Below are 22,015 nucleotides of genomic sequence, written 5' to 3'. Positions count from 1 at the left end.
GTCATCCCTGACTGTTGTTCTCGTGGGTGGGGGCACGGTGGGTGGCGTTCTCGTGTCCCAGGGACCGCTCGATGGCCGTGCGCAGGACCACCCGGTCGTCGAAGGGGCGCACCACTCCGTGGACGTCCTGGCCCTGCTCGTGGCCCTTGCCGGCGATCAGCACGGTGTCCCCGGGGCCGGCCCGTCCGACGGCGGCCGCGATGGCGGCGGCCCGGTCGGCGTCGACCAGGACGTCACCGCGTTCGTGCACGGGCACTTCGGCGGCGCCCGCGAGCATGGCGGCGAGGATGCCGAGGGGGTCCTCGGAGCGGGGGTTGTCCGAGGTCAGTACGGCGGTGTCGGCGAGCCGGGCCGCGGCGGCGCCCATCGGGCCGCGTTTGGTGGTGTCGCGGTCGCCGCCGCAGCCGAGGACGATGTGCACCTTGCCCTCGGTGACCTTCCGCAGGGAGCGCAGTACCGACTCGACGGCGTCGGTCTTGTGCGCGTAGTCGACCAGTGCGAGGTACGGCTGTCCGGCGTCGACCCGCTCCAGCCGGCCCGGCACCCCGGGCACCGCGGCGACGCCGTCGGCCGCGGTCTGCGGGTCGATGCCGGCGACGGCGAGGGTGACGATCGCGGCGAGGGTGTTGGCGACGTTGAACGGTCCGGGCAGCGGGGCCCGGGCCGCGGCCCGTTCGCCCTTGGGGCCGACGACGGTGAAGGTGGAGCCGAGCTGGCCCACCTCGACGTCCTCGGCGCGCCAGTCGGCGTCCGGGTGGCCCTCGGCGGAGAACGTGGTGATGGGGACGGAGGCCTCGGTGATGAGCCTGCGGCCGTACTCGTCGTCGTAGTTGACGACACCCTGCCTGCTGCGCTGCGAGGTGAAGAGCCGCGCCTTGGCCTGGAAGTAGTCCTCCATGCCGGAGTGGAACTCCATGTGCTCCGGGCTGAGGTTGTTGAAGACCGCGACGTCGAAGACGCAGCCGTCGACCCGCCCGAGCATCAGGGCGTGGCTGGATACCTCCATCGTCACCGCTTCGACGCCGCGTTCGCGCATGACGGCGAACAGGGCCTGCAGATCGGTGGCTTCGGGCGTGGTGCGCTCGGACTTGATGCGTTCGTCGCCGATCCGCATCTCCACGGTGCCGATGAGTCCGGTGTCGCGTCCGGCTCCGCGGAATCCGCCCTCGACGAGGTACGCGGTCGTGGTCTTGCCCGACGTTCCGGTGATGCCGATCTGGAGCAGGTCGGCACCGGGGTGGCCGTAGATCTCGGTGGCGAGTTCGCCCATCCGGCCGCGCGGGTCCTCGGTGACCAGCACCGGGAGTCCGGTGGCGGCGGAGCGTTCGGCGCCCGCCGGGTCGGTGAGGATCGCGGCGGCGCCGAGACCGGCGGCCTGGGCGGTGAAGTCGGCGCCGTGCAGGCGGGCACCGGGCAGGGCCGCGTAGACGTCCCCGGGACGTACGGCCCGGGAGTCGTGGGTGATGCCGGTGACTTCGCCGTTGCCCGGCGGTTCGACTCCCAGCCGGGCCGCCAGCGTGACCAGGGATGTCGGCCGCAGCCGATCCGGGCGGGGCGCTCCCGGGTAGTTCACAGGGGCGTCCTTCTGGGTGGTTCGGGACTGTTCAGCGTGGGGCACGGCGGTGAGCGTACCGGGCGCACCCGGCCTCTCGCGAAGTGAGGGGGCGGGGGTGCGGTGGTTCCCGTTCCGGTTCCCTGGATCGGGGGTGATGGTTGTCACTGGTGGTCTCCCCGAGTTCACTCGCCGGGTTTGAAGGACACCGGCAGCCGGGCCGGCGTGCTGCCGGTGGGTGCCGTCTGCAGCGTCTTCAGCGCGAATTCCATGACCTGCTTGTAAATGGGTCCGCAGATCTGGCCGCCGAAGTAGCTGCCCTTGGTGGGGTTCTGGATGGCGCAGTAGACGGTGATCTGGGGGTTGTCGGCGGGGGCGAACCCGGCGAAGGAGGCGGTGTAGCCGTGGTAACCGCCGCGTACCGGATCGACCCGGTTGGCCGTACCGGTCTTGCCCGCGACGCGGTAGCCGGGGATCTTGGCCTTCGTGCCGGTGCCCTCCTCGTCCCCGACGACCGACTCCAGCATGGTGGCGAGCGTCCTGGCCGTCTTCTCGCTGACCACCCGGGTCTGTTCGGGTGCCTCGGCGGGGGTGAAGCGGCCGTCGGCGCCCTTGGTGCCGCGGACGAGGGTCGGCGCCACGCGGACCCCGCCGTTGGCGATCGTCGAGTAGATGGAGGCCGCCTGCATGGCGTTGAGCGAGAGGCCCTGGCCGAACGGGATCGTGTACTGCTGCGACGTCGACCAGTCCTGCGGCTTGGCGAGAATGCCGGCGGTCTCGCCCGGGTAGCCGAGTCCGGTCGGTGAACCGATGCCGAACTTGCGCAGGTAGTCGTAGAGGACCTTGTTGGACGCGGCCTGGGTCTTCCCCAGCTGTCCGGTGGCCAGGATGGTGCCGATGTTGCTGGACTTGGCGAGTACGCCGTTGAGCGTGAGGTACCAGGTCGGGTGGTCGATGTCGTCCTTGAAGAGCCGGTCGCCGCGGTGCAGGCGGTTGGGGACCGTGACATGGGTGCCCGGAGTGGCGACACCCTCCTCCAGCACGGCGGCCATCGACATGACCTTGCTGGTGGAGCCGGGCTCGTACACGTCCTGGAGCGCCGCGTTGCCCAGCGAGGCGGCATCGGCCTGCGAGAGGTCGTTGGGGTCGAAGCCCGGCGCGTTGGCCATGGCGAGGACCTCGCCGGTGCGGGTGTTCTGCACGACGACATAGCCGCGGTCCGCCTTGGACTTCGCCACCTGGTCGGAGATGGCCTTCTGGGCCGCCCACTGGATGTCGCGGTCGATGGTCAGCTCGATGTCGGAGCCGGCGACGGCAGGTACCTCCTTGGTGCCCGCGGTGGGCACCCGGCGACCGCCGGACTGGGCGTACTTGATCGTGCCGTCCTCGCCCGCGAGCTCCTTGTCCAGCTGCGATTCGAGGCCGCCCGCGCCCTTGCCCTCGGCGTTGACGTAACCCAGTATCCCGGCGGCGAGACCCCCGTTGGGGTAGACGCGCTTGGTGGTCGACTCCTGGAAGACACCGGCCAGCACATTGGCTCCGGGCCCGCCGGCCGCCCTGTCCTTCGCGGCCTTCTCGGCGAAGACGGACTTGAGGTCCTTGATCTGCGTCCAGACCTGCGGGGTCTGCCTGCGGGCCAGCACCGTGTACCGGCTCTTGGGCTTGGACAGCTTCCCGGTCAGTTCCGCAGCGTCGACGCCGAGGATCGGTGCGAGGAGCGCGGCGGCCTGCTGGGGCGCGTCGGGTGCCTTGCTGTCCTCGGGAGTGAACATCTTGGGGTCGGCGGTGATGTCGTACGCGTCGACGCTGGTGGCCAGCGCGATGCCGCCGCGGTCGGTGATCTCGCCGCGCTCGGCGGCGACGGTGTAGCTGAGGTAGCGGTTCTTCTCGGCCTTGGCCGCGTACGCGCTGGCGTCGACGGCCTGCACCTGGAGGAGCCGGACGACGAACGCGATCATGACGAGGGTCAGCGCCAGGCTGACCAGCCGCAGCCGCGGCCTCGGGCTGCCGAGGCGCAGCGGCCGGGCGGTACGGGAGCGGGGGGCCCGTCCGCGGGGCGCGGCGGACGGGGGCCGGCGTCGCGGCTCGGGGCGGGCGGCGGGCCGGGGGCGGCCGGAGCGGCCCGCCGCGTTACGCGGGCGGGCGGGGCCGGGTACCCGTCGGCGCGGTGGTTCCTGGGAGGGCACTGCGTCACCTGCCGGGGCTCGTGGAGGTCTGTTCTGCCGGGGTACGCGCGTTCGCGGAGGTGCTCGGCTTCGCCGGGGCGGTGCCGGTCGCCGTCGCGGAGGCGCCGGGCTTCGCCGCCGGTGTGCCCGACGCGGCGGGCGAGGGGGTGGAGCGCGACGAGGACGACGGGGCGGCCGCGGGGGGCGGTTCGGCGGTTTCGGGCTTCGGCGACGCGGTGGCCGGGGCGGCACTCGCGGCGGAGGGCACGCCGCGGACCTTGCCGTCCGGGCCGAGGAAGGCGGGGCTGCCGCCGGGGACCATGCCCAGTTCCCGTGCGCGCCGAGCCAGGGCGTCCGGTTCGGATGCGCTGTCGACGTCGCGCTGGAGGGCCTGCTGGTCGTCGGTGAGTTCCGTGGTCCGCTTCTTGAGCTCGCTCAGCCGGAACGATCCTTCGTTGAGCGCGGAGTTCAGCAGGAGCAGGGTGATCAGGCCGCCGCCCAGGAGGAGGACGACCAGCAGGACGAAGGGGGTCCGGGCCGCGTTGCTCGGTCCGGCCGGCATCAGCCGGCTGAGCCGCGCGGCGCGGCCCTTCAGCCCGCCGGCCGCGTTGCTCACCGCGCCGCTCCGTCCCCGGGCCGGGTCCGCGAGGACTCCGGGTGCCGGCTGCTCATCGCTCCTCCTCGCGGATGCGCTGGGCTCCGCGCAGCCGGGCGGGGGCGGCGCGCCGGTTCTCGGCGACCTCCTCCTCGGTGGGCAGTTCGGCGCCGCGGGTCAGCAGCTTGAGCCGTGGCTGGTAGCGCTCGGGGACGACCGGCAGGCCGGGCGGGGCGGTGTTCGCGGCCCCCGCCGCGAACACCTGCTTGACCAGGCGGTCCTCGAGCGAGTGGTACGAGAGGACGGCGACGCGTCCACCGACGGCGAGGCTCCGGACCGCGGCCGGGATGGCCTGTTCCAGCACGCTGAGCTCGCCGTTGACCTCGATGCGCAGCGCCTGGAAGGTGCGCTTGGCCGGGTTGCCGCCGGTGCGCTTGGCGGCCTGGGGCAGTGAGTCGCGGATCAGCTCGACGAGCCGGGCGCTGTTGCTGAACGGCTCCTTCTCACGTTCGCGTACGACGGCGGAGACGATCCGCTTGGCCTGCTTCTCCTCGCCGTACGCGCGCAGGATCCTGACCAGCTCGCCCGGCGGGTAGGTGTTGAGCACCTCGGCCGCGCCGATGCCGGTCGTCTGGTCCATGCGCATGTCGAGCGGGGCGTCCTGGGCGTACGCGAATCCGCGGTCGGCCTCGTCCAGTTGCATGGAGGACACGCCGAGGTCGAACAGGATGCCCTGGACCTTGGGGACGCCGAGCCGGTCGAGTACCTCGGGCAGTTCGTCGTAGACGGCGTGCACCAGCGTGGCGCGGTCGCCGTACGGGGCGAGCCGCTCGCCGGAGAGCCGCAGCGCCTCCTTGTCCCGGTCGAGGGCGATCAGCCGGGCCGTGGGGAAGGCGGAGAGCAGCGCCTCGCTGTGTCCGCCGAGGCCCAGGGTGCAGTCGACGACCACGGGCGGCTGCGGTCCGGGTGCCTCCAGAGCCGGGGCCAACAGGTCCAGGCACCGCTGGAGCATCACCGGGACGTGTCGGGTCTGGCTCATGCGCCCTCTCAGGCTCAGGTCCCGGGGCGCTGCACGTACGGCCTGGTCCCCGCCCGCTCGCGAAGGGGAGGTCCGCCGGCGCCGGGGAAGGGGCGTCAGCCGACCGGCGAGCGGGAGAGGGCCGGGCCGTACGTACGCCGCGCACACGGGGAAAACATCGGAATGTGCAGGGTGTCGGTAACTTCCCGTCACTTTAGTCCACCCTGCCATTCGATCGATTCCCGATCAATCAACCCGGCAGCGCGTCGGCCCTCGCTTTGTTCACCCGGCCGGGTGACCGGGTGTGAGGCTTGTGGGTTACCTCACAACAAGCGACGTTGACGTTCTTTGTCCGCTTCGACACCACGCCGGTGGTCACCTCGAGAGCTAACGTCTAGAGCATGTCGACTTCTGCGCACTCCCCCGCCATGGACCAGGCCCGCACCGGTGACACCGTCACCGACCGTCTGGTCGAGGCGAACGTCCAGTACGCCTCCGAGTTCAGCGATCCCGGCATGGACGCGAAGCCCGTGCTGCGCGTCGCCGTCGTCGCCTGCATGGACGCCCGGCTCGACCTGCACAAGGCGCTCGGCCTGGCGCTCGGCGACTGCCACACCGTCCGCAACGCGGGCGGCGTGGTCACCGACGACGTCATCCGCTCCCTCTCGATCAGCCAGCGGGCCCTCGGCACGCGCAGCGTGGTGCTGATCCACCACACCAACTGCGGCATGGAGTCGATCACCGAGGAGTTCCGCCGGGATCTGGAGATGGAGGTCGGCCAGCGGCCGGCCTGGGCGGTGGAGGCGTACACCGACGCCGACCAGGACGTGCGGCAGTCGATGCAGCGGGTCCGCACCTCGCCGTTCCTGCTGCACACCGACGACGTGCGCGGATTCGTCTTCGACGTGACCACCGGTCTGCTGCGCGAGATCCTTCCGGCTTCCTGACCCGCCCGGCCCGGGAGAGCAGGACGGGCGCGTTCCTGCAGCGAAAATCCCCATCAGCCCGACATTTCGGCCCCGGTTATCCACAGGCGAGTGACACGAAGCGGTAACGGCAACAAGAATGCGGGTGTGACACCCCGCCGGACCCCGTCCGGCGCGGTGTCCGTATTTCGGGGTGGGCCGGGCCGCACTGGGGCACCGGCCCGTGACTGGGGATTCCCGTGCTCCTGGTGAGCGTGGGGCAGGGCCGAGGAGGGCCGGGTGACGACCTATGACGATCGAGCGAGCCTCACAGATCTGACCACCACAGTGGAGCGGGTACGCAGGTCGGTGGAAGGTGTGATCGAGGGCAAGCCCGAGGTCGTACGCCTTTCGCTGACCGTGCTGCTCGCGGAGGGCCATCTCCTGATCGAGGACGTCCCCGGCGTGGGCAAGACCATGCTGGCCAAGGCGCTGGCACGGTCCATCGACTGCTCCGTGCGGCGCATCCAGTTCACGCCGGACCTGCTGCCCTCGGACATCACCGGTGTGTCGATCTTCGATCAGCAGCGCCGCGAATTCGAGTTCAAACCGGGCGCGATCTTCGCCCAGATCGTGATCGGCGACGAGATCAACCGCGCCTCGCCCAAGACACAGTCCGCGCTGCTGGAGTCGATGGAGGAGCGCCAGGTCACCATCGATGGGCACACCTACGAGCTGCCCGACCCGTTCATGGTCGTGGCCACCCAGAACCCGGTGGAGATGGAGGGCACGTATCCGCTGCCCGAGGCCCAGCGCGACCGGTTCATGGCCAGGGTGTCGATCGGCTATCCCAGCGCCGAGGCCGAACTGCAGATGCTCGACGTGCACGGCGGTGTCTCGCCGCTCGACGACCTCCAGCCGGTGGCGCACGCCCATGACATCGTCAAGCTGATCGAGGCGGTCCGCGCGGTCCACGTGGCCGAGGCCGTCCGGCGGTACGCGGTGCAGCTCGTCGGGTCCACCCGGAACCACCCCGACCTCAGGCTCGGCGCATCGCCTCGGGCCACCCTGCACCTGCTGCGGGCCGCCAAGGCCTCCGCCGCGCTGAGCGGGCGGGACTACTGCCTGCCGGACGATGTGCAGGCCCTCGCCGTCGCCGTGCTCGCCCACCGGCTGCTGCCCACCGCCCAGGCCCAGCTGAACCGCCGCACCGCCGAACAGGTGGTCCTGGAGATCCTTCAGCAGACACCCGTGCCGACCGCGTCCGGCGGAGCGGCCGTCCCGGCGCCCCAGCACCAGCCGGGCGCGGTGTACGGCGGCCGGCAGCAGCCCGGCGCACGGCGGCTCTGATGGCTGCCGGGGGGCCGCCCGCGAGCGACGACAGCGACGACAAGGGCGGTCTGCGGGCGGCTCTGGGCGGCCTGACGACGCGCGGCCGGTCCTTCCTCGCGGCCGGGGTGGCCGCCGCCGTCTGCGCCTACGTGCTGGGCCAGGGGGATCTGCTGCGGGTCGGCCTGCTGCTCGCCGTGCTGCCGCTGGTCTGTGTGACGGTGCTGTTCCGGACCCGCTACCAGGTCGCCGGCACCCGCCGGCTCTCCCCGTCCCGGGTGCCCGCGGGCTCCGAGGCGCGCGTCCATCTGCGGATGGACAACGTCTCGCGGCTGCCCACGGGCCTGCTCATGCTCCAGGACCGGGTGCCGTACGTGCTCGGGCCGCGGCCCCGGTTCGTCCTGGACCGCGTGGAGGCGGGCGGACGACGCGAGGTCTCGTACCGGGTGCGGTCGGATCTGCGCGGGCGCTACCCGCTCGGCCCCCTGCAACTTCGGCTGAGCGATCCGTTCGGGATGTGCGAGCTGACGCGTTCGTTCAGCGCGTACGACACGCTCGTCGTCATCCCGCGGACCGAACCACTGCCCCCGGTGCGGCTGGCGGGCGAGACCTCCGGTTACGGCGAGGGACGGCAGCGTTCCCTGGCGCTGGCGGGTGAGGACGACATCATCCCGCGCGGCTACCGGCACGGCGACGATCTCCGCCGCGTCCACTGGCGCTCCACCGCCCGCTACGGCGAGTTGATGGTGCGCCGCGAGGAGCAGCCGCAGCGGGCCAGATGCACGGTACTCCTGGACACGCGCCGGATCGCCTTCCAGGGCACCGGGCCCGACTCGGCGTTCGAGTGGGCCGTCTCCGGCGCGGCGTCCGCGCTGGTGCACATGCTGGAACGGGGCTTCGCGGTCCGGCTGATGACGGACGACGGCACGGAGGTACCGGGCGCCGGCGGCTTCTCGGGCTCCACCCAGGATTCGGCCGAATCGGCCGGACTGATGATGGACACGCTCGCTGTCGTCGACCATTCCGACGGCGACGGACTCGCCCGGGCGTACGACATGCTCCGCGGCGGTGACGAGGGCCTGCTGATCGCGTTCCTCGGCGATCTGGACGACGAGCAGACCGCGGTCGCGGCCCGGATGCGGCAGCGCGGCGGCGGGGCCGTGGCCTTCGTCCTGGACAGCGCCGACTGGGTGCACGGCGCGTCGCCCGCCTCCGACGCGGCCCGCGATCAGCGGCTCCGGCTGCTGCGCGAGTCGGGCTGGACCGCCGTGCCGGTGGGCCCGGGCACGGATCTGGCCCGGCTGTGGCAGCAGGCGAGCCATCAGGGTTCGCTGACCGGATCCGCCGCGACGGGCGGCACGACGGGATTCACCGGTGGTTGGTCATGAGAGGACGGTCATGAGCGGTCGTGGTCGGCTGGCGCTGTGCGCCTATGCGGCGACGCTGATGGCGGCTTGTTCGATGCTGCCGCTGGTCGACCCCTACGCCTGGATCGTGCAGGCCGCGTTCCTGCTGGCCATCCAGTGCGGTGTGGGCGCGCTCGGCCGGCGGGTGCCGCTGCCGCGAGCGGCGACGGTCGCCGCCCAGGCGCTGGTCCTGGTGGTGCTGCTGACCGTGGCGTTCGCCCGTCAGGAGGCGGCGGCGGGCTTCCTGCCCGGGCCGCAGTCGGTGCAGCGGCTCGCCGACCTGCTCACCATCGGTGCGGACGACGTCGGGCGGTACGCGATCCCGGCACCGGACACGGCGGGCATCCGGCTGATGCTGGTGGGCGGCGTGCTGCTGGTCGGGCTCATGGTGGACGCGCTGGCGGTCACGTTCCGCAGCGCCGCGCCGGCCGGGCTGCCCCTGCTGGCCCTCTACTCCGTCGCCGCCGGTCTCTCCGACGGCGGCGCGGACTGGCTGTGGTTCCTGCTGGCCGCCTGCGGCTATCTGCTGCTCCTGCTGGCCGAGGGACGTGACCGGCTCTCCCAGTGGGGGCGGGTCTTCGCCGGGGCCGCCGCGGCCCGGGGCAGAAGTCATGCCTCCGGCATCGGTGCCCCGGGCGGCGGGGCGCTCGCTCCGGTGCGCACCGGGCGCCGCATCGGCGCCTTCGCCCTGGGCATCGCGCTGGTCGTGCCCGCGGCCCTGCCCGCGCTCGACGGCGGGCTGCTGGCCGGTACGGGAGGCGGCAACGGCAAGGGGAGCGGTGGCGGCACCATCTCCGCCGTGAACCCGCTGGTCTCCCTGCAGAACGACCTCAACCAGCCGGAGAACCGGGAGGTGATGTCGTACCGCACCAACGCGACCGGTGCGCAGGACTTCTACCTCCGCATCCTGGCCCTGGACCAGTTCAACGGGAACGAATGGCGGGCCTCGACCCGCCGGCTGAAGGACGTGCCGAAACGACTCCCGAACCCGCCCGGTCTGTCGCCGGACGTCGCCGTGACGGAGATCAGTACGAACATCTCCGCGTCGCCCTCGTACAAGCAGACCTACCTGCCACTCCCCTACCCGGCGACCGAGGTGAGGGTCGACGGACGCTGGCGGTTCGAGCCCGAGGGCCGCACCCTGGTCGGGGACGACGGCGAGACGACCGGTGGTGCGCAGTACGGGGTCTCCAGCCTGATCGTGCAGCCGACGGCCGGACAGCTCGCGGGCGCGGGCGAGGTCGCGCCGGCCCTGCTCCGTGAGTACACCCAGGTGCCCGGCTCGCTGCCCAAGGTGGTCCGGGAGACGGCCGACGAGGTGACGAAGGGCTCCGCCAACTCCTACGAGAAGGCGGTGAAGCTGCAGAACTACTTCGCCTCCGAGGGTGGCTTCACGTACGACACCTCGGTGAACTCGGGTACCGGCAGCGCGGCGATCGGCCGCTTCCTGAAGGACCGGCGGGGCTTTTGCGTCCACTTCTCGTTCACCATGGCGGCGATGGCCCGGACGCTGGGCATCCCGGCCCGGGTCGCCGTCGGCTTCACGCCCGGCACGGTGCAGTCGGACGGTTCGATGTCGGTCGGTCTGCGCGATGCGCATGCCTGGCCGGAGCTGTATTTCGAGGGCATCGGGTGGACCCGGTTCGAGCCCACTCCGACGCGGGGCTCCCTGCCGTCGTACACCCTGCCGGACACTCCGTCCGGTGACTCCGCCGATCCGGCCCGGCCGGAGACGGAGGCCTCGGCGGCGGTGCCGGCTGCGCCGTCCGCCTCGGACAGCTGCCCGGCGCAGACGGGCGGGCAGGGCGACTGCGCCGGCTCGGCCCTTCCGGGTGCCGCCGCGCCCACGGACACGGGGACGTCGGCGGGCGCCGTGCTCGGAGTGGCCCTGGTGGCCCTCCTCGTGCTCTCGCTCCCGCTGCTGCCCATGTTCTGGCGCATGCGGGTACGGGCCCGCCGGCTGGGCTCCTCCACCGGGCGCACGCCTGCGGACGCGACAGCGAGGACGCTGGCGGCCTGGCAGGAGATCACCGACACCGCCTGGGACCACGGCATCGACCCGGACGCGTCGCTGACCCCGCGGAAGGCCGCGGCCCGGGTGGTTCGGGCGGGAGAGCTGGACGCGGAGGTGGCCGAGGCGGTGCACCGGGTGGCGGGCGCGGTGGAGCAGGTGCTGTACGCGCCGGAGCCGGGGCCGGTGTCGGGGCTCGCGGAGGACACGCAGACGGTACGGGCAGGTCTGCGCGGCTCCGTCGGCCGGTTCGCCCGGTTCCGCGCGGTCGTGGCACCGCGCTCGGCCGTACGGGTGGTGTGGGCGGTCTCGGAGCGCCGGGCGGCCCTGGCCGGCCGGTGGCGGGCACCGCAACGGCCGACGTGGCTCCGCCGCCCGTCCCGCCAGCAGGGCTGACGCGCACGACCCCGGTCAGCCCCGCCCTGCGGGCCTGACCGGGGTCCGGGGCCGGGGACATCCGGGCCGTCGTGCGGCTCGGAGGCCCGGAGTATCCGGGCCGTCATGCGGTTCCGAGGCCGGGCATCAGGATCCGGCCGGAGCATCAGGCCCCTCCTGCGGCCCCGACCTGAGCCCGGCCCCGCCCACTGGCCTGACCGCGGTCAGGGCCCGGGGCATCGGGCCGGTCCCGGGGCATCGGGCCGGTCCCGGGGCATCGGGCCGGTCCCGGGATCTCCGGGACATCAGGCCCAAGGCATCAGGCGCCCTTCCCGGGTCGGGACCATCAAGCCGGGGCAACGGGTACCGCGGGCGTCGGGTCTGCGGGCGTCCGTCCGGGCGCACGGGTGAGGGGCGGTCGCAGAAATGCGACCGCCCCTCACCCATACGTGTTCCGAGCGCTTACTGGCCCTGCTCGTCACGGCGGCGCTGCCACCGCTGTTCGATCCGGTTCATCACGGACCTGCGCTGTTTGGGCTGTCGGCGCGGCTCCGCGCCACCCGCGCGGACTGCCTGTTGCTCGCCCGGCTTGGGCGCCTTGCGCCAACCCGTTACCGCGAGCACCGCGCAGCCCAGCATGACGAGGAACCCCACCACGCTGATCCAGATCTGCTGGGCGACCATTCCGGCCATGAGGAGCGCGATTCCCACCAGGAAGCCAGCAACTGCCTGGTAGACCCGTCGCCGGGTGTATGTACGCAGCCCACTTCCCTCGAGCGCTGTCGCGAACTTGGGATCTTCGGCGTACAGCGCTCGCTCCATTTGCTCGAGCATTCGCTGCTCGTGCTCCGAGAGCGGCACGGAGTCCTCCTCGTCGTCGGCCGCGGGGGGCGGCCGGTATGCGGCCCTTCCAGGATAGGCAGGGAATCGCCCCCGTGAAACCCGCCCTCATTGCCAATCAGCCAGTCCGGGCCGCCACGACGGCTCAGCTGCTGAGGCGTTGATTCCCCAACCTCCGATCCGTCATGCCGGATGGTGTCCCCCGATCATACGGGGCCAAGGGCCTGATCGGGGCTGCTGGGGCGTACTCCGTCTGCAGCTGCGTTGCTGATCAGCCACACTGCCGTCGCGATCCGGCCGGTGGCGGGACAGACCCTCAGGCGCGCTTGGTGCCCAGGACGTGCAGCTGGGTGGCCACCGAGTGGAACGCGGCCAGCTCGGCGGCAGCCGCCTCCAGCTTGAGCAGGGCCTCCATCGCGCCGGGCTCGGTGTCCACCAGGACCCCCGGCACCAGGTCGGCGAAGACCCGTACCCCGTGCACCGCGCCGACCTCGACGTCCGCTCCCTCGACGAGCTCGGTGAGCTGCTCCGCCGTGTACCGCCGGGGCACCGGGTCGCCCTCGCCCCAGCGGCCGTCCGGGTCGCTGAGCGCGTGGCGCGCCTCGGTGAAGTGGCCGGCGAGCGCCCGGGCCAGGACCGCGCCGCCGAGTCCGGCGGCGAGCAGGCTGAGCGCTCCGGACGGGCGGAGCGCCTCCACCGCGTGCCGCACACCCTCGGCGGGATCGTCCACGTACTCCAGGACTCCGTGGCAGAGCACCGCGTCGTATCCCCCGCGCCCGACCACGTCGAACAGGCCGAGGATGTCTCCCTGGACCCCGTTGACCCGGTCGGCGACCCCGGCCTCGGCGGCACGGCGCTCCAGCGCGAACAGCGCGTTGGGGCTCGGGTCGACCACGGTGACCCGGTGGCCCAGGCGTGCGACGGGAACGGCGAAGTTTCCCGTACCGCCGCCCGTGTCCAGAACGTCCAGGACGTCCCTGCCGGTCGCCTTGACCTGGCCTTCGAGAGCCTCTTTGAGGACCTCCCAGACCACAGCGGTACGGAGGGAGGCACGGGGGCGCAGCTGGTCCGACACGGCAGTTGACTCCTCGGCACGGTGCCGCCGCTGAGGGCGGAGCGTGAACAGCGCAGGTGATAGGTCCTGTCCACCCTATGGCCTCGCGCCGCCGTCACCGTCATCCCGCATCGGACCGCTCCGCGCGGGGTTGCGGCAGGACCGGCTGGAGGACCAGCAGCCGCTCCACCAGGCGAAGGAACATCGCCGCGTCGCGCAGCAGGTCGTCCGCGTCGCGCCGGCCCGCCGCACCGGGTATGCCCGCTTCCGCCCGGGCCCGGCGGCGGGCACCGGAGGCGAAGAGCGCGCTCCATTCGGTGAGCTCGGGGGCGATCTCCGGCAGGACCTCCCAGGCACTGCGGATCCGCTCCCGGCGCCGCCGTGAGGTCTCGGGGCGGCCGCGGACGGCGAGCACCGCGGCCGCGGTGCGCAGCGCGGCGAGATGAGCGGTGGCGTAGCGCTCGTTCGGCACGTCGAGAACAGCTGCCTCTTCGAGGCCGGCGCGGGCCTGGGCGAGGAGATCGAGGGCGGCGGGCGGCGCCGTGTTGCGCCGGAGTACGGGGTGGACGTCGTGCGCCGGGCCGGTCGGTGAGGGGGCAGGGCCGTCTGCGCGGCGTCGCGGGGCGGCTGCTGCGGACGAGTGGGCCATGACAGAACCTCCTGTCTCGTAACGGCTTCGTGGCCGTCTGTATCCATCGTGACGGCCCCCACTGACAATCGACGCGAATCAGTCCTTGACCTGGCCTTTTGCCTCGATCGCGAGTTCGGGCTACCTTTTTGCACTGACCAGTCAGTACAAATATGGGACAGGGGAGGGTCTGTGGACAGCCCGCACGGGGCAGCCGTCACCGCCGAGGGTCTCGGCCTCAAGGGGCCGCGCGGATGGGCTTTCCGGGACGTGACGTTCAGCGCCGCCCCCGGGTCCCTGATCGCGGTCGAGGGCCCGTCCGGCTCGGGACGCACCTGCCTGCTGCTCGCCCTCACCGGCCGGATGCGCTCCACCGAGGGAGCGGCCTCGACCGGCGGCCTGAGCCTGCCGCGCCGGGCCGCCGCCGTACGCCGTGTCGCGGCACTGGGACCGGTGCCCGGGGTCAGCGAGCTCGACCCGGCGTTCACGGTCGCCGAGCATCTTCGTGAACGCGCCCTGCTGCAGCGCCGCTTCGACGGCTCGCTCCGAGCCCTGCTGCGGCCGCGCCGGGAACGCGTCGCCACGGCCGGGGACCGGATCGACGCCGCCCTGAAGGCGGCCGGACTCGACACCGCCACGCTGCCCAAGGCCGGGCGGACCTCCGTAAGGGATCTGGAACGGCTGGAGGCGCTGCGGCTCTCCATCGCCCTCGCGCTGATCGGCCGGCCGGGGCTGCTCGCGGTGGACGACACCGACCTCAAGCTGTCCGACGCGGAACGCGCCGAGGCCTGGGAGCTGCTGCGCCACCTCGCCGCCGCCGGCACGACCGTGCTGGCCGTGTGCAGCCAGGCCCCCGAGGACGCCGTCACCGTACGCACCGGCACGACCGGAACCACCGCCCGCGCCGACAACACCGGGGAGCGCCTGTCGCCGACGGCCTCCGCACACGACGAAGGGACGGCGGATGCGTTCGCCGAGACTGGCCGCGCTTGAGCTCCGGCGCTTCGGCCGGGGGAAGCTGCCCCGCGCCGCACTGGCCGCCCTCCTACTGCTGCCCCTGCTCTACGGCGCCCTGTACCTGTGGTCCTTCTGGGACCCCTACGGCCGCCTGGACCGCATCCCTGTCGCACTGGTCAACGACGACAAGGGCGCCACCGCCGCCGGCAAGCGCATCGAGGCCGGGGACGAGATCACCGGCAAGCTCCTGGACTCCAAGGTCTTCGAGTGGCACAAGGTGAGCGCCGCCGAGGCCGGCCGGGGCGTCGAGGACGGCACGTACTACCTCTCGCTGACCATGCCCGCGGACTTCAGCAGGCGCATCGCCTCCAGCGCCGGCGACTCCCCCGAGACGGGCGCGCTCCAGGTCCGCACCAACGACGCGAACAACTACATCGTCGGGCAGATCTCCCGGACGGTGTTCTCCGAGGTCCGCACCGCCGCGTCGGCCAACGCCTCCCGGGGTTTCCTCGACCGGATCTTCATCAACTTCTCCGGTCTCCACGACGCGACGGCGAAGGCGGCCAAGGGCGCCACCGACCTCGAGACCGGGATCGGCAAGGCGAAGAAGGGCTCGAAGGACCTCGCGGACGGGCTGAAGGACGCGAAGGCCGGCAGCGGCCGGCTGGCCGGCGGCATCGTGCGGCTGGACAAGGGCGCGGGCGACCTGGAGACCGGCTCGCGCCAGGTCGCGGACGGCACCCAGCTGCTCGCCGACAAGGTCAACGGGGTGGCCGCCGACGTCCGTCCGTTCCTCAAGGACAACGGCAGGGCGATCGGCGACACGGCCCGCCTCGTCGCCGACTCCTCGCAGACCGTGCGGGACAACCTCGACCTGCTGGTGAAGGCGGCGCCCACCGCCGCCACGGCCGCCCACACGGCCTCCGACGGCCTCGCCGGGGTCCACCGCACCCGGTGCGAGGAGCAGCCGCTCCCCGATGCAGCCGTCTGCGCACCGCTGAAGCGGGCCGTGACGGCGGCGGCCGACGTCGCCGCCGTGGCCGACGACGTCAATGTCCTGGTCAAGAACCAGAACGGGGACCTCAAGGCGCTCCGCGGTCAGCTGACCACCCTGCAGAAGCAGGCGAACGCCCTCGCCGAGCGCGCGCCGCGTCTGGACGAGGACCTGGAGAGCGCGGTCAAGAAGATCAACGCGCTCAACACCGGCGCCCACAAGGTCGCCAAGGGGGCGGACCGGCTGCACACCGGGCTGGCCACGGCCAGGACGGGCTCCGCCGGGCTGAACACCGGGATCGGCGACCTCAAGAAGGGCGCGACGAGCCTGGACAGCGGCCTGATCCGGCTGGGCGACGGCTCGGCGACGCTGGCCGAGGGACTCGAGGACGGCGTCGGCAGGATCCCGGACTACGGCAAGAAGGACCGCGACGCCCGTACCGAGGTCATGGCCGACCCCGTACGGCTCGCCTCCCAGTCGCTCCACGCGGCCCCCAATTACGGCACCGGCTTCGCTCCCTACTTCATCCCGCTCTCCCTGTGGGTCGGCGCGATGGTGGCGTACATGCTCATCCAGCCGCTGAACCGGCGGGCCCTGGCCGCCGGGGCACCCGCCTGGCGGATCGCCTTCGCGGGCTGGCTTCCCGTGGCCGCGATCGGCCTCCTCCAGGTGGCCGCGCTGATGTCCGTACTGCACTGGGGGCTCGGTCTGCAGATGGCCCACACCGCCGGGACCATCGGTTTCCTGGCTCTGGTCACCTGCTGCTTCGGCGCGATCGTGCAGTGGCTGAACGCCCGGTTCGGCGCGGCCGGCCGCATTCTCGTCCTCGCGGTGCTGATGCTCCAGCTGACCTCGGCCGGCGGCACGTACCCCGTACAGACGAGTCCGGGCTTCTTCAACGCGATCCATCCGTACCTGCCGATGAGTTACATCGTCGAGGGCCTGCGCCGGCTGATCACGGGCGGCGGACTCGGCCCGGTGTGGCAGGGCTGTGCGGTGCTGCTGGCCTTCACCGCCGGCGCGCTCGCGCTGACCGCCGTGTCCGCGCGCCGCAAGCAAGTGTGGACCCTGGACCGGCTGCATCCGGAGCTGAGTCTGTGAGCGCTCCGGGACCTGTGAGAATCAGGAGCATGGAAAGCAGCAGCGCCACGCGCCGCCGGGCCACCCGGCAGAAGCTCTACGAAGCGGCCGTGACCCTCATCGCCGAGAAGGGGTTCTCGGCGACCACGGTGGACGAGATCGCCGAGCGTGCCGGGGTTGCCAAGGGCACGGTGTACTACAACTTCAAGAGCAAGACCGAGCTCTTCGAGGAGCTGCTGCGCCACGGTGTCGGCCTGCTCACCTCCTCGCTGCGTACGGCGGCGGAGGAGACCGACGAGCGCGGCGGCAGCCGCGTCGAGGCCCTGGACGCCATGATCCGGGCCGGTCTGGTCTTCATCGACCGCTACCCGGCCTTCACCCAGCTGTACGTGGCCGAGCTGTGGCGCACCAACCGCGCCTGGCAGGCCACCCTGCTGGTGGTGCGTCAGGAGGCCGTCGCGGTGGTCGAGGGCGTCCTCAGGGAGGGTGTGGCGGGCGGCGAGCTCAGCGAGGAGATCGACATCCCGCTGACGGCGGCCGCCCTGGTCGGCATGGTGCTGGTGGCGGCGCTGGACTGGCAGGCGTTCCAGCCGGAGCGGTCGATCGACGACGTGCACTCCGCGCTGTCCCTGCTGCTGCACGGGCGGGTCAGCGGACGCTGACCCCGGCCCGGCGGGAGTCCCGAACGTACGAGGACGCCGGCCCGGCGGAGCTCGATCCCCCCGAGCCCCGCCCGACCGGCGTCCTTCGTGCTGCCGGAGAACCTTCCCCCGTGACCCCGTTGTCCCCCGTGGCCCCGAGTCCTCCGCCGTGCACCCCCGTTCGGAAAGGAGTGCCGCACCCGCTCCGCCGCCCCGTGCCGGCGGTACCGGCGCAGCGCCCCTTCCGTGGTCCCCACTCTGCCGTCCCCGCAGGTCGCGCCCCATCCGCGCCGCTACTCATCTCGCGTCCTAGGTACGAGTACTCAGCCCTGCGCACCTGCGCCCTCCCGCACCTGCGCACCGCCTGGCTACGATCACCCCCGTGTCCGTACTCCCCCTGGTGTTCACGAGTGGCTGGGCGAGCGGGATCAACGCCTACGCGGTGGTCCTCCTCCTCGGCGTCTTCGGCGCGACCGGTGTCACCGACGAGGTGCCGGCGTCGCTGCAGCGCACCGATGTCCTCGTCGTGGCCGGTGTGCTCTTCCTGTGCGAGGTGGTGGCGGACAAGATCCCGTACGTGGACTCGGTCTGGGACACGGCGCACACGGTCATCCGGCCGCTCGCCGGGGCGGTCGTGGCGGCGCTGCTGGCGGGCGAGAGCGGTTCGCTGCCGGAGCTCGCGGCGGGGGCCGTCGGCGGGTCCACCGCGCTGATGAGCCATCTGGTGAAGGCGGGCACCCGGATGGCGGTCAACACCTCCCCCGAGCCCTTCAGCAATATCGCGGTGAGCATCGCCGAGGACCTCGGGGTCGCCGGTGTCGTCACCTTCGCCATATTCCACCCGTGGATCGCGGCCTCCATCGCTGCGGCGCTGCTGGCGTGCGGCCTGGTGATACTGGTCTTCCTGGCCTCCCGGATCCGTCGCTTCCTGCGCCGCAGAGCGCAACGGCGCGAGGAGAAGCGCCTGACGGAGGCCGTCTCCCACCAGCCTGACGGCTGACGTGTCAGCGGCGGCCGTTAGAGTCGCCGGCATGGCACGTATTGCGGTGATCGGCGCCGGCTTGGGCGCGATGTCGGCGGCGGCCCGGCTGGCCGTGGCGGGGCACCGGGTGACGGTGTACGAGCGGTCGGAGACGTTCGGCGGATCGGTCGGGCGCCACGCCCTGCACGGTTTCGCGTTCGACACGGGCCCCGGTCTGCTCCATCTTCCGGCCGTCTACCGCGACCTGTTCGTGAAGACCGGCAAGGAGCCGCTGGAGCGGTGCGTCACCCTGTCCCAGGTCGATCCGGCGAGCCGTCACGTCTTCGCGGACGGCACGGACGTCTCCCTGCCGAACGCCTCGCGGGCCGGGGTCGTCGCGGCGCTGGACGCCGCGCTCGGCAAGGGCGCGGGCGGCAGCTGGGGGGCGTTCCTCGACCGGGCCGGGGAAGCGTGGGACCGTTCGAGGCGGCCGCTCCTGGAGGAACCGCTGCGCCCCGACTGGCAGGTCCTGACCCGCGACCCGTATCCGGCGCCCGTGCGGCGGCGGCTGCTGCGCCCCTCCCTCCGGGCCGGCACGGTGGCGGAGATCGGGTCCTGGGAGCTGGCGGACCCCCGGCTGGCCGCCCTGCTGGACGGGTACGCGCTGTCGTACGGGCTCGATCCGCAGCGTGCCCCGGCGAGCACGGCCCTGCTGCCGTACATGGAGGAGACGTTCGGCAGCTGGTACGTCCTGGGCGGCATGCGGGCGCTCGCGCAGGCCGTGTACGAGCGGTGCCTGGCCCGGAAGGTGGAGTTCGTCTTCGGCGCGGAGGTGGCCCGGGTCCTGGAGAAGGACGGCCGCGCGGCAGGCGTGGAGCTGGCGGACGGCACGGTCGCGGAGGCCGCGCACGTGGTGCTGGGGGCCCGGCCGCACCCGGGACTGATGCCCGCTCAAGAGCTCTGGCAGGACGGGGACGTGACGGTGCAGCCCCGGCCGGAGGGCTCAGCGCCGACGGGCCGGTTCGTGGTTCTGCTGTCGCTGCGCGGCGCGCGGTCGGCGGACGCCGTGCACCGGACGCTGGTGCATCCGGCGGACGGGGCGGCGGAGCGCGAGGCGGTGTCCGGCGGCCGGCTCGCCACGCACCCCACGGTGACGGTGCTGCGTCCGGACGATCCGTCGACCCGCCCCGACGAGGCCCACGAGGCGGTGACACTGACGGCGACCGTCGCCCCGCACGGCCCGGTGGACTGGACGGACGAGGCGCTGCGCGCGCGGTACGCGGACCTCCTGATCGACACCGCCGACGCGGCCGTGCCCGGCCTGCGGAACCGCATCCTGCACAGCGCGGTGCGGACGCCCGCGGAGTCCGAGGCCGAGACGGGCGCGCCCGGCGGCGCGGTCCCCGCGCCCGCGCTGGCGGGCGCGGGGGGAGGCTGGCTCCACGCGGGCAACCGCACCCGCTTGCCGGGGCTGTTGCTGGCGGGCGGCTGGTCGCATCCGGGCGGCGGACCTGCGCACGCGGGGATGTCCGGGGCGCTGGTCGCGGGGATCATCGTCGAGGGCGACGGGTTCCGCGGGTCGCAGTGACGGCCGTGACCGGCCGGCCTCAGTAGCGGTACTGCTCGTTGTAGCCCGTGTCGTAGCCGTTCGGGTACGGCGTCGGCTGGGCGGGCTGCTCCGGGGGCATCGGCGGGTACTGCTCGCCCTCACGCTGCTGCGGCACCCAGACGCCGCCCGGCGGCGTCTCGGAGGCGTACGGCTGGGACGGGGCGTACGGGTCGGCGAACTGCTGGCCGCTGCCGTAACTGTCGTAACCGCCGTCGTTCCCGTACGTGCCGTACTGCGGTGTGCTCGCGGTGGTGCCGATGTACGGGTCGGAGTACGCGGCGTACTGCTGCTGGTCCGTGCCGTAGTCGTACGGTCCGGCTGCCGCGTAGGTGTCCTGGCCGCCGTACGTGTCCTGCCCCTGTGCCGGGTACCCGGCGGGGTCGTTGTACGGGTCGTACGCCGCGTACTGCGGCTGCTGGGGTTCCTGGTGCTGCCCCTGCTGCGGGCGGTGGTCGGTGTAGATGCCGTACTGCCCGGTGTCGTCCGGGAGCGGCTCCGGGGCGTAGACCGCGGCCGGCCCGGTCTGCGGTGCGGCTTCCGGCTGCTGCGCCGCCTCGTGGTCGTACTCCATCTCCAGGTCGGAGACCTGGAGCGTGGGTTCGCGGTCGGCCACGGCGCCGCGGCGCCGCCGGCTCTCGCCGGGACTGCCGCCTATGGCCCAGCCCGTCGAGAAGCCGCGGCGGAAGGAGAGCGTGACGTACGTCTGGCCTGTCGCGAACGCGACCGCGCCGAGGGCGATGACGAACACGGACGGCATCAGCACACCGACGACGACACCGGCGAAGCCGGTGAAGGCGAGCAGACGCCAGCGCAGGCGTGCCTTGTACTGCAGCAGCACTTCACCGAGCAGCCACAGCGCAACGATGCCGAACGCGATGTAGAGGACCGTCCAGCCCATGCCCGCCCCCTTCTACGGCCACCGCCCCGGGTCGCGGCGGGTACGGCCGGTCACGACTGCTTGTGCAGTCCGAGATTCTCGTAGATTTCGAGCGTCGCCGTCGAGTTGTTCAGCGTGATGAAGTGCAGTCCGGGGACACCCTCGGAGAGCAGCTTCGCGCAGAACCGCGTTGCGAAGTCGATGCCAATGGAGCGTACAGCGGCGGGATCGTCCTTGGCGGCGAGGATCCGTTCTTTCAGGTCCGCGGGCAGCGTCGCGTTGCTGAGCTGCGCGAATCGCTCCAATTGCCGGACGCTCGTCAGGGGCATCACCTCGGGGATGATCGGGGTTTCGCAACCCGCAGCGACCACCCGGTCACGCATCCGGAGATAGGCGTCCGGATCGAAGAACATCTGCGTGATCGCATAGTCCGCACCGGCGCGGCACTTGTCCACGAAATGCCGGATGTCGGTGTCCCAGTCGGCAGAGCGCGGATGCCGTTCGGGAAATGCGGCGACGCCGACACAGAAGTCGCCGGATTCCTTGATCAGCCGGACGAGGTCCGCCGCGTACCGCACGCCCTGCGGGTGTTCGACCCACGGACCCATCGGGTCGCCCGGCGGGTCGCCGCGCACGGCGAGGATGTTCCGGATACCGGCGTCCGCGTACTGGCCCACCATGTTGCGCAGCTCCGCGACGGAGTGGTTGACCGCCGTGAGGTGCGCGACCGGGGTGAGCGTGGACTCGGCGGCGATGTCCTGGGTCGCCTTCACCGTCCCGGCCCGGGTGGATCCGCCGGCCCCGTACGTCACGGAGACGAAGCTCGGTCCCACCGCCTCGACCCGGCGCAGCGCGTTCCAGAGGTTCCGCTCGCCCTTCTCGGTCTTGGGCGCCCAGAACTCGAACGAGTACGAGGTCTTGCCGGTAGCGAGCATCTCACGCACGGTGCGCGCGTGATCTGTCCTGGTGGAGGGTGTGCCAAGGGCCATACCGGCAGGTTAACCAGGGCGCGGCGGGC

18 protein-coding genes are annotated in these 22,015 nt (G+C 72.4%); 9 read left to right on the top strand and 9 right to left on the bottom strand.

Annotation, left to right across the window (positions count from 1 at the left end; genetic code table 11):
* Position 1 precedes the first annotated feature (1 nt).
* Genes ACIQMX_RS21745 through rsmH form a run of 4 tightly spaced genes read right to left on the bottom strand, consistent with a single transcriptional unit; the run spans position 2 to position 5,351 of the window.
* Positions 2-1,720: a UDP-N-acetylmuramoyl-L-alanyl-D-glutamate--2,6-diaminopimelate ligase gene (locus ACIQMX_RS21745; RefSeq protein ID WP_363070426.1), complete on the bottom strand. Its 1,719-nt coding sequence runs from the start codon at positions 1,718-1,720 to the stop codon at positions 2-4.
* Positions 1,721-1,737: 17 nt separating this feature from the next.
* On the bottom strand, positions 1,738-3,738 hold the full coding sequence (locus ACIQMX_RS21740; protein WP_402480324.1) for a peptidoglycan D,D-transpeptidase FtsI family protein: 2,001 nt from the start codon (positions 3,736-3,738) through the stop codon (positions 1,738-1,740).
* Positions 3,739-3,742: 4 nt separating this feature from the next.
* Positions 3,743-4,333: a hypothetical protein gene (locus ACIQMX_RS21735; protein WP_402480322.1), complete on the bottom strand. Its 591-nt coding sequence runs from the start codon at positions 4,331-4,333 to the stop codon at positions 3,743-3,745.
* A 52-nt stretch (positions 4,334-4,385) separates the two neighbouring features.
* Positions 4,386-5,351, bottom strand: coding sequence for a 16S rRNA (cytosine(1402)-N(4))-methyltransferase RsmH (gene rsmH, locus ACIQMX_RS21730; RefSeq protein ID WP_402480319.1), 966 nt, complete (start codon positions 5,349-5,351; stop codon positions 4,386-4,388).
* 380 nt (positions 5,352-5,731) lie between these two features.
* Between rsmH and ACIQMX_RS21725 the strand changes: the two genes are divergently transcribed.
* From ACIQMX_RS21725 to ACIQMX_RS21710, 4 genes are all read left to right on the top strand, one after another.
* Positions 5,732-6,277: a carbonic anhydrase gene (locus ACIQMX_RS21725; RefSeq protein ID WP_363070420.1), complete on the top strand. Its 546-nt coding sequence runs from the start codon at positions 5,732-5,734 to the stop codon at positions 6,275-6,277.
* Positions 6,278-6,535: 258 nt separating this feature from the next.
* The gene (locus ACIQMX_RS21720; RefSeq protein ID WP_402480316.1) at positions 6,536-7,585 is read left to right on the top strand and encodes an AAA family ATPase; all 1,050 of its coding nucleotides are present in this window, start codon (positions 6,536-6,538) and stop codon (positions 7,583-7,585) included.
* Positions 7,585-8,952 (top strand): DUF58 domain-containing protein, encoded by a 1,368-nt coding sequence (locus tag ACIQMX_RS21715; RefSeq protein ID WP_363070416.1) that lies wholly within the window; start codon positions 7,585-7,587, stop codon positions 8,950-8,952. Before ACIQMX_RS21720 ends, ACIQMX_RS21715 begins: the two co-directional genes overlap by 1 nt.
* Positions 8,953-8,962: 10 nt before the next feature.
* The gene (locus tag ACIQMX_RS21710) at positions 8,963-11,377 is read left to right on the top strand and encodes a DUF3488 and transglutaminase-like domain-containing protein (RefSeq protein ID WP_363070414.1); all 2,415 of its coding nucleotides are present in this window, start codon (positions 8,963-8,965) and stop codon (positions 11,375-11,377) included.
* Positions 11,378-11,818: 441 nt separating this feature from the next.
* Here ACIQMX_RS21710 and ACIQMX_RS21705 read toward each other — a convergent pair whose 3' ends face one another.
* From ACIQMX_RS21705 to ACIQMX_RS21695, 3 genes are all read right to left on the bottom strand, one after another.
* Positions 11,819-12,217: a DUF3040 domain-containing protein gene (locus ACIQMX_RS21705; RefSeq protein ID WP_148017729.1), complete on the bottom strand. Its 399-nt coding sequence runs from the start codon at positions 12,215-12,217 to the stop codon at positions 11,819-11,821.
* Positions 12,218-12,512: 295 nt separating this feature from the next.
* The gene (locus ACIQMX_RS21700) at positions 12,513-13,271 is read right to left on the bottom strand and encodes a methyltransferase (protein WP_363070412.1); all 759 of its coding nucleotides are present in this window, start codon (positions 13,269-13,271) and stop codon (positions 12,513-12,515) included.
* A gap of 100 nt (positions 13,272-13,371) precedes the next feature.
* Positions 13,372-13,899, bottom strand: a complete 528-nt coding sequence (locus ACIQMX_RS21695) for an SAV_6107 family HEPN domain-containing protein (protein WP_363070410.1) — start codon at positions 13,897-13,899, stop codon at positions 13,372-13,374.
* 171 nt (positions 13,900-14,070) lie between these two features.
* Here ACIQMX_RS21695 and ACIQMX_RS21690 point away from each other — a divergent pair, with 171 nt between their 5' ends.
* From ACIQMX_RS21690 to ACIQMX_RS21670, 5 genes are all read left to right on the top strand, one after another.
* Positions 14,071-14,871: an ATP-binding cassette domain-containing protein gene (locus tag ACIQMX_RS21690; protein ID WP_402480312.1), complete on the top strand. Its 801-nt coding sequence runs from the start codon at positions 14,071-14,073 to the stop codon at positions 14,869-14,871.
* A complete protein-coding gene (locus tag ACIQMX_RS21685; protein ID WP_402480310.1) occupies positions 14,843-16,930 on the top strand; it encodes a YhgE/Pip family protein in 2,088 nt (695 codons plus the stop codon). Before ACIQMX_RS21690 ends, ACIQMX_RS21685 begins: the two co-directional genes overlap by 29 nt.
* Before the next feature lie 29 nt (positions 16,931-16,959).
* Entirely contained in the window at positions 16,960-17,571 is a 612-nt protein-coding gene (locus tag ACIQMX_RS21680) for a TetR/AcrR family transcriptional regulator (RefSeq protein WP_363070404.1), read from the top strand.
* A 361-nt stretch (positions 17,572-17,932) separates the two neighbouring features.
* Positions 17,933-18,550, top strand: a complete 618-nt coding sequence (locus ACIQMX_RS21675) for a DUF4126 domain-containing protein (protein WP_402480305.1) — start codon at positions 17,933-17,935, stop codon at positions 18,548-18,550.
* A gap of 31 nt (positions 18,551-18,581) precedes the next feature.
* Positions 18,582-20,099 (top strand): phytoene desaturase family protein, encoded by a 1,518-nt coding sequence (locus tag ACIQMX_RS21670; protein ID WP_402480304.1) that lies wholly within the window; start codon positions 18,582-18,584, stop codon positions 20,097-20,099.
* A gap of 19 nt (positions 20,100-20,118) precedes the next feature.
* On the opposite strand, the gene ACIQMX_RS21665 is transcribed toward ACIQMX_RS21670, so the two are convergent.
* Together ACIQMX_RS21665 and metF are read right to left on the bottom strand one after the other, a co-directional pair.
* A complete protein-coding gene (locus ACIQMX_RS21665) occupies positions 20,119-21,018 on the bottom strand; it encodes a hypothetical protein (RefSeq protein ID WP_402480302.1) in 900 nt (299 codons plus the stop codon).
* A 50-nt stretch (positions 21,019-21,068) separates the two neighbouring features.
* Positions 21,069-21,986, bottom strand: coding sequence for a methylenetetrahydrofolate reductase [NAD(P)H] (gene metF / locus ACIQMX_RS21660; RefSeq protein ID WP_402480300.1), 918 nt, complete (start codon positions 21,984-21,986; stop codon positions 21,069-21,071).
* Between the last annotated feature and the right edge of the window lie 29 nt (positions 21,987-22,015).

Source organism: Streptomyces sp. NPDC091416 (genome assembly GCF_044756845.1).
Taxonomy (GTDB): Bacteria; Actinomycetota; Actinomycetes; order Streptomycetales; family Streptomycetaceae; genus Streptomyces.
Note: the sequence above shows the minus strand (reverse complement) of the source record. Positions and strands in the feature narration are given on the sequence as shown.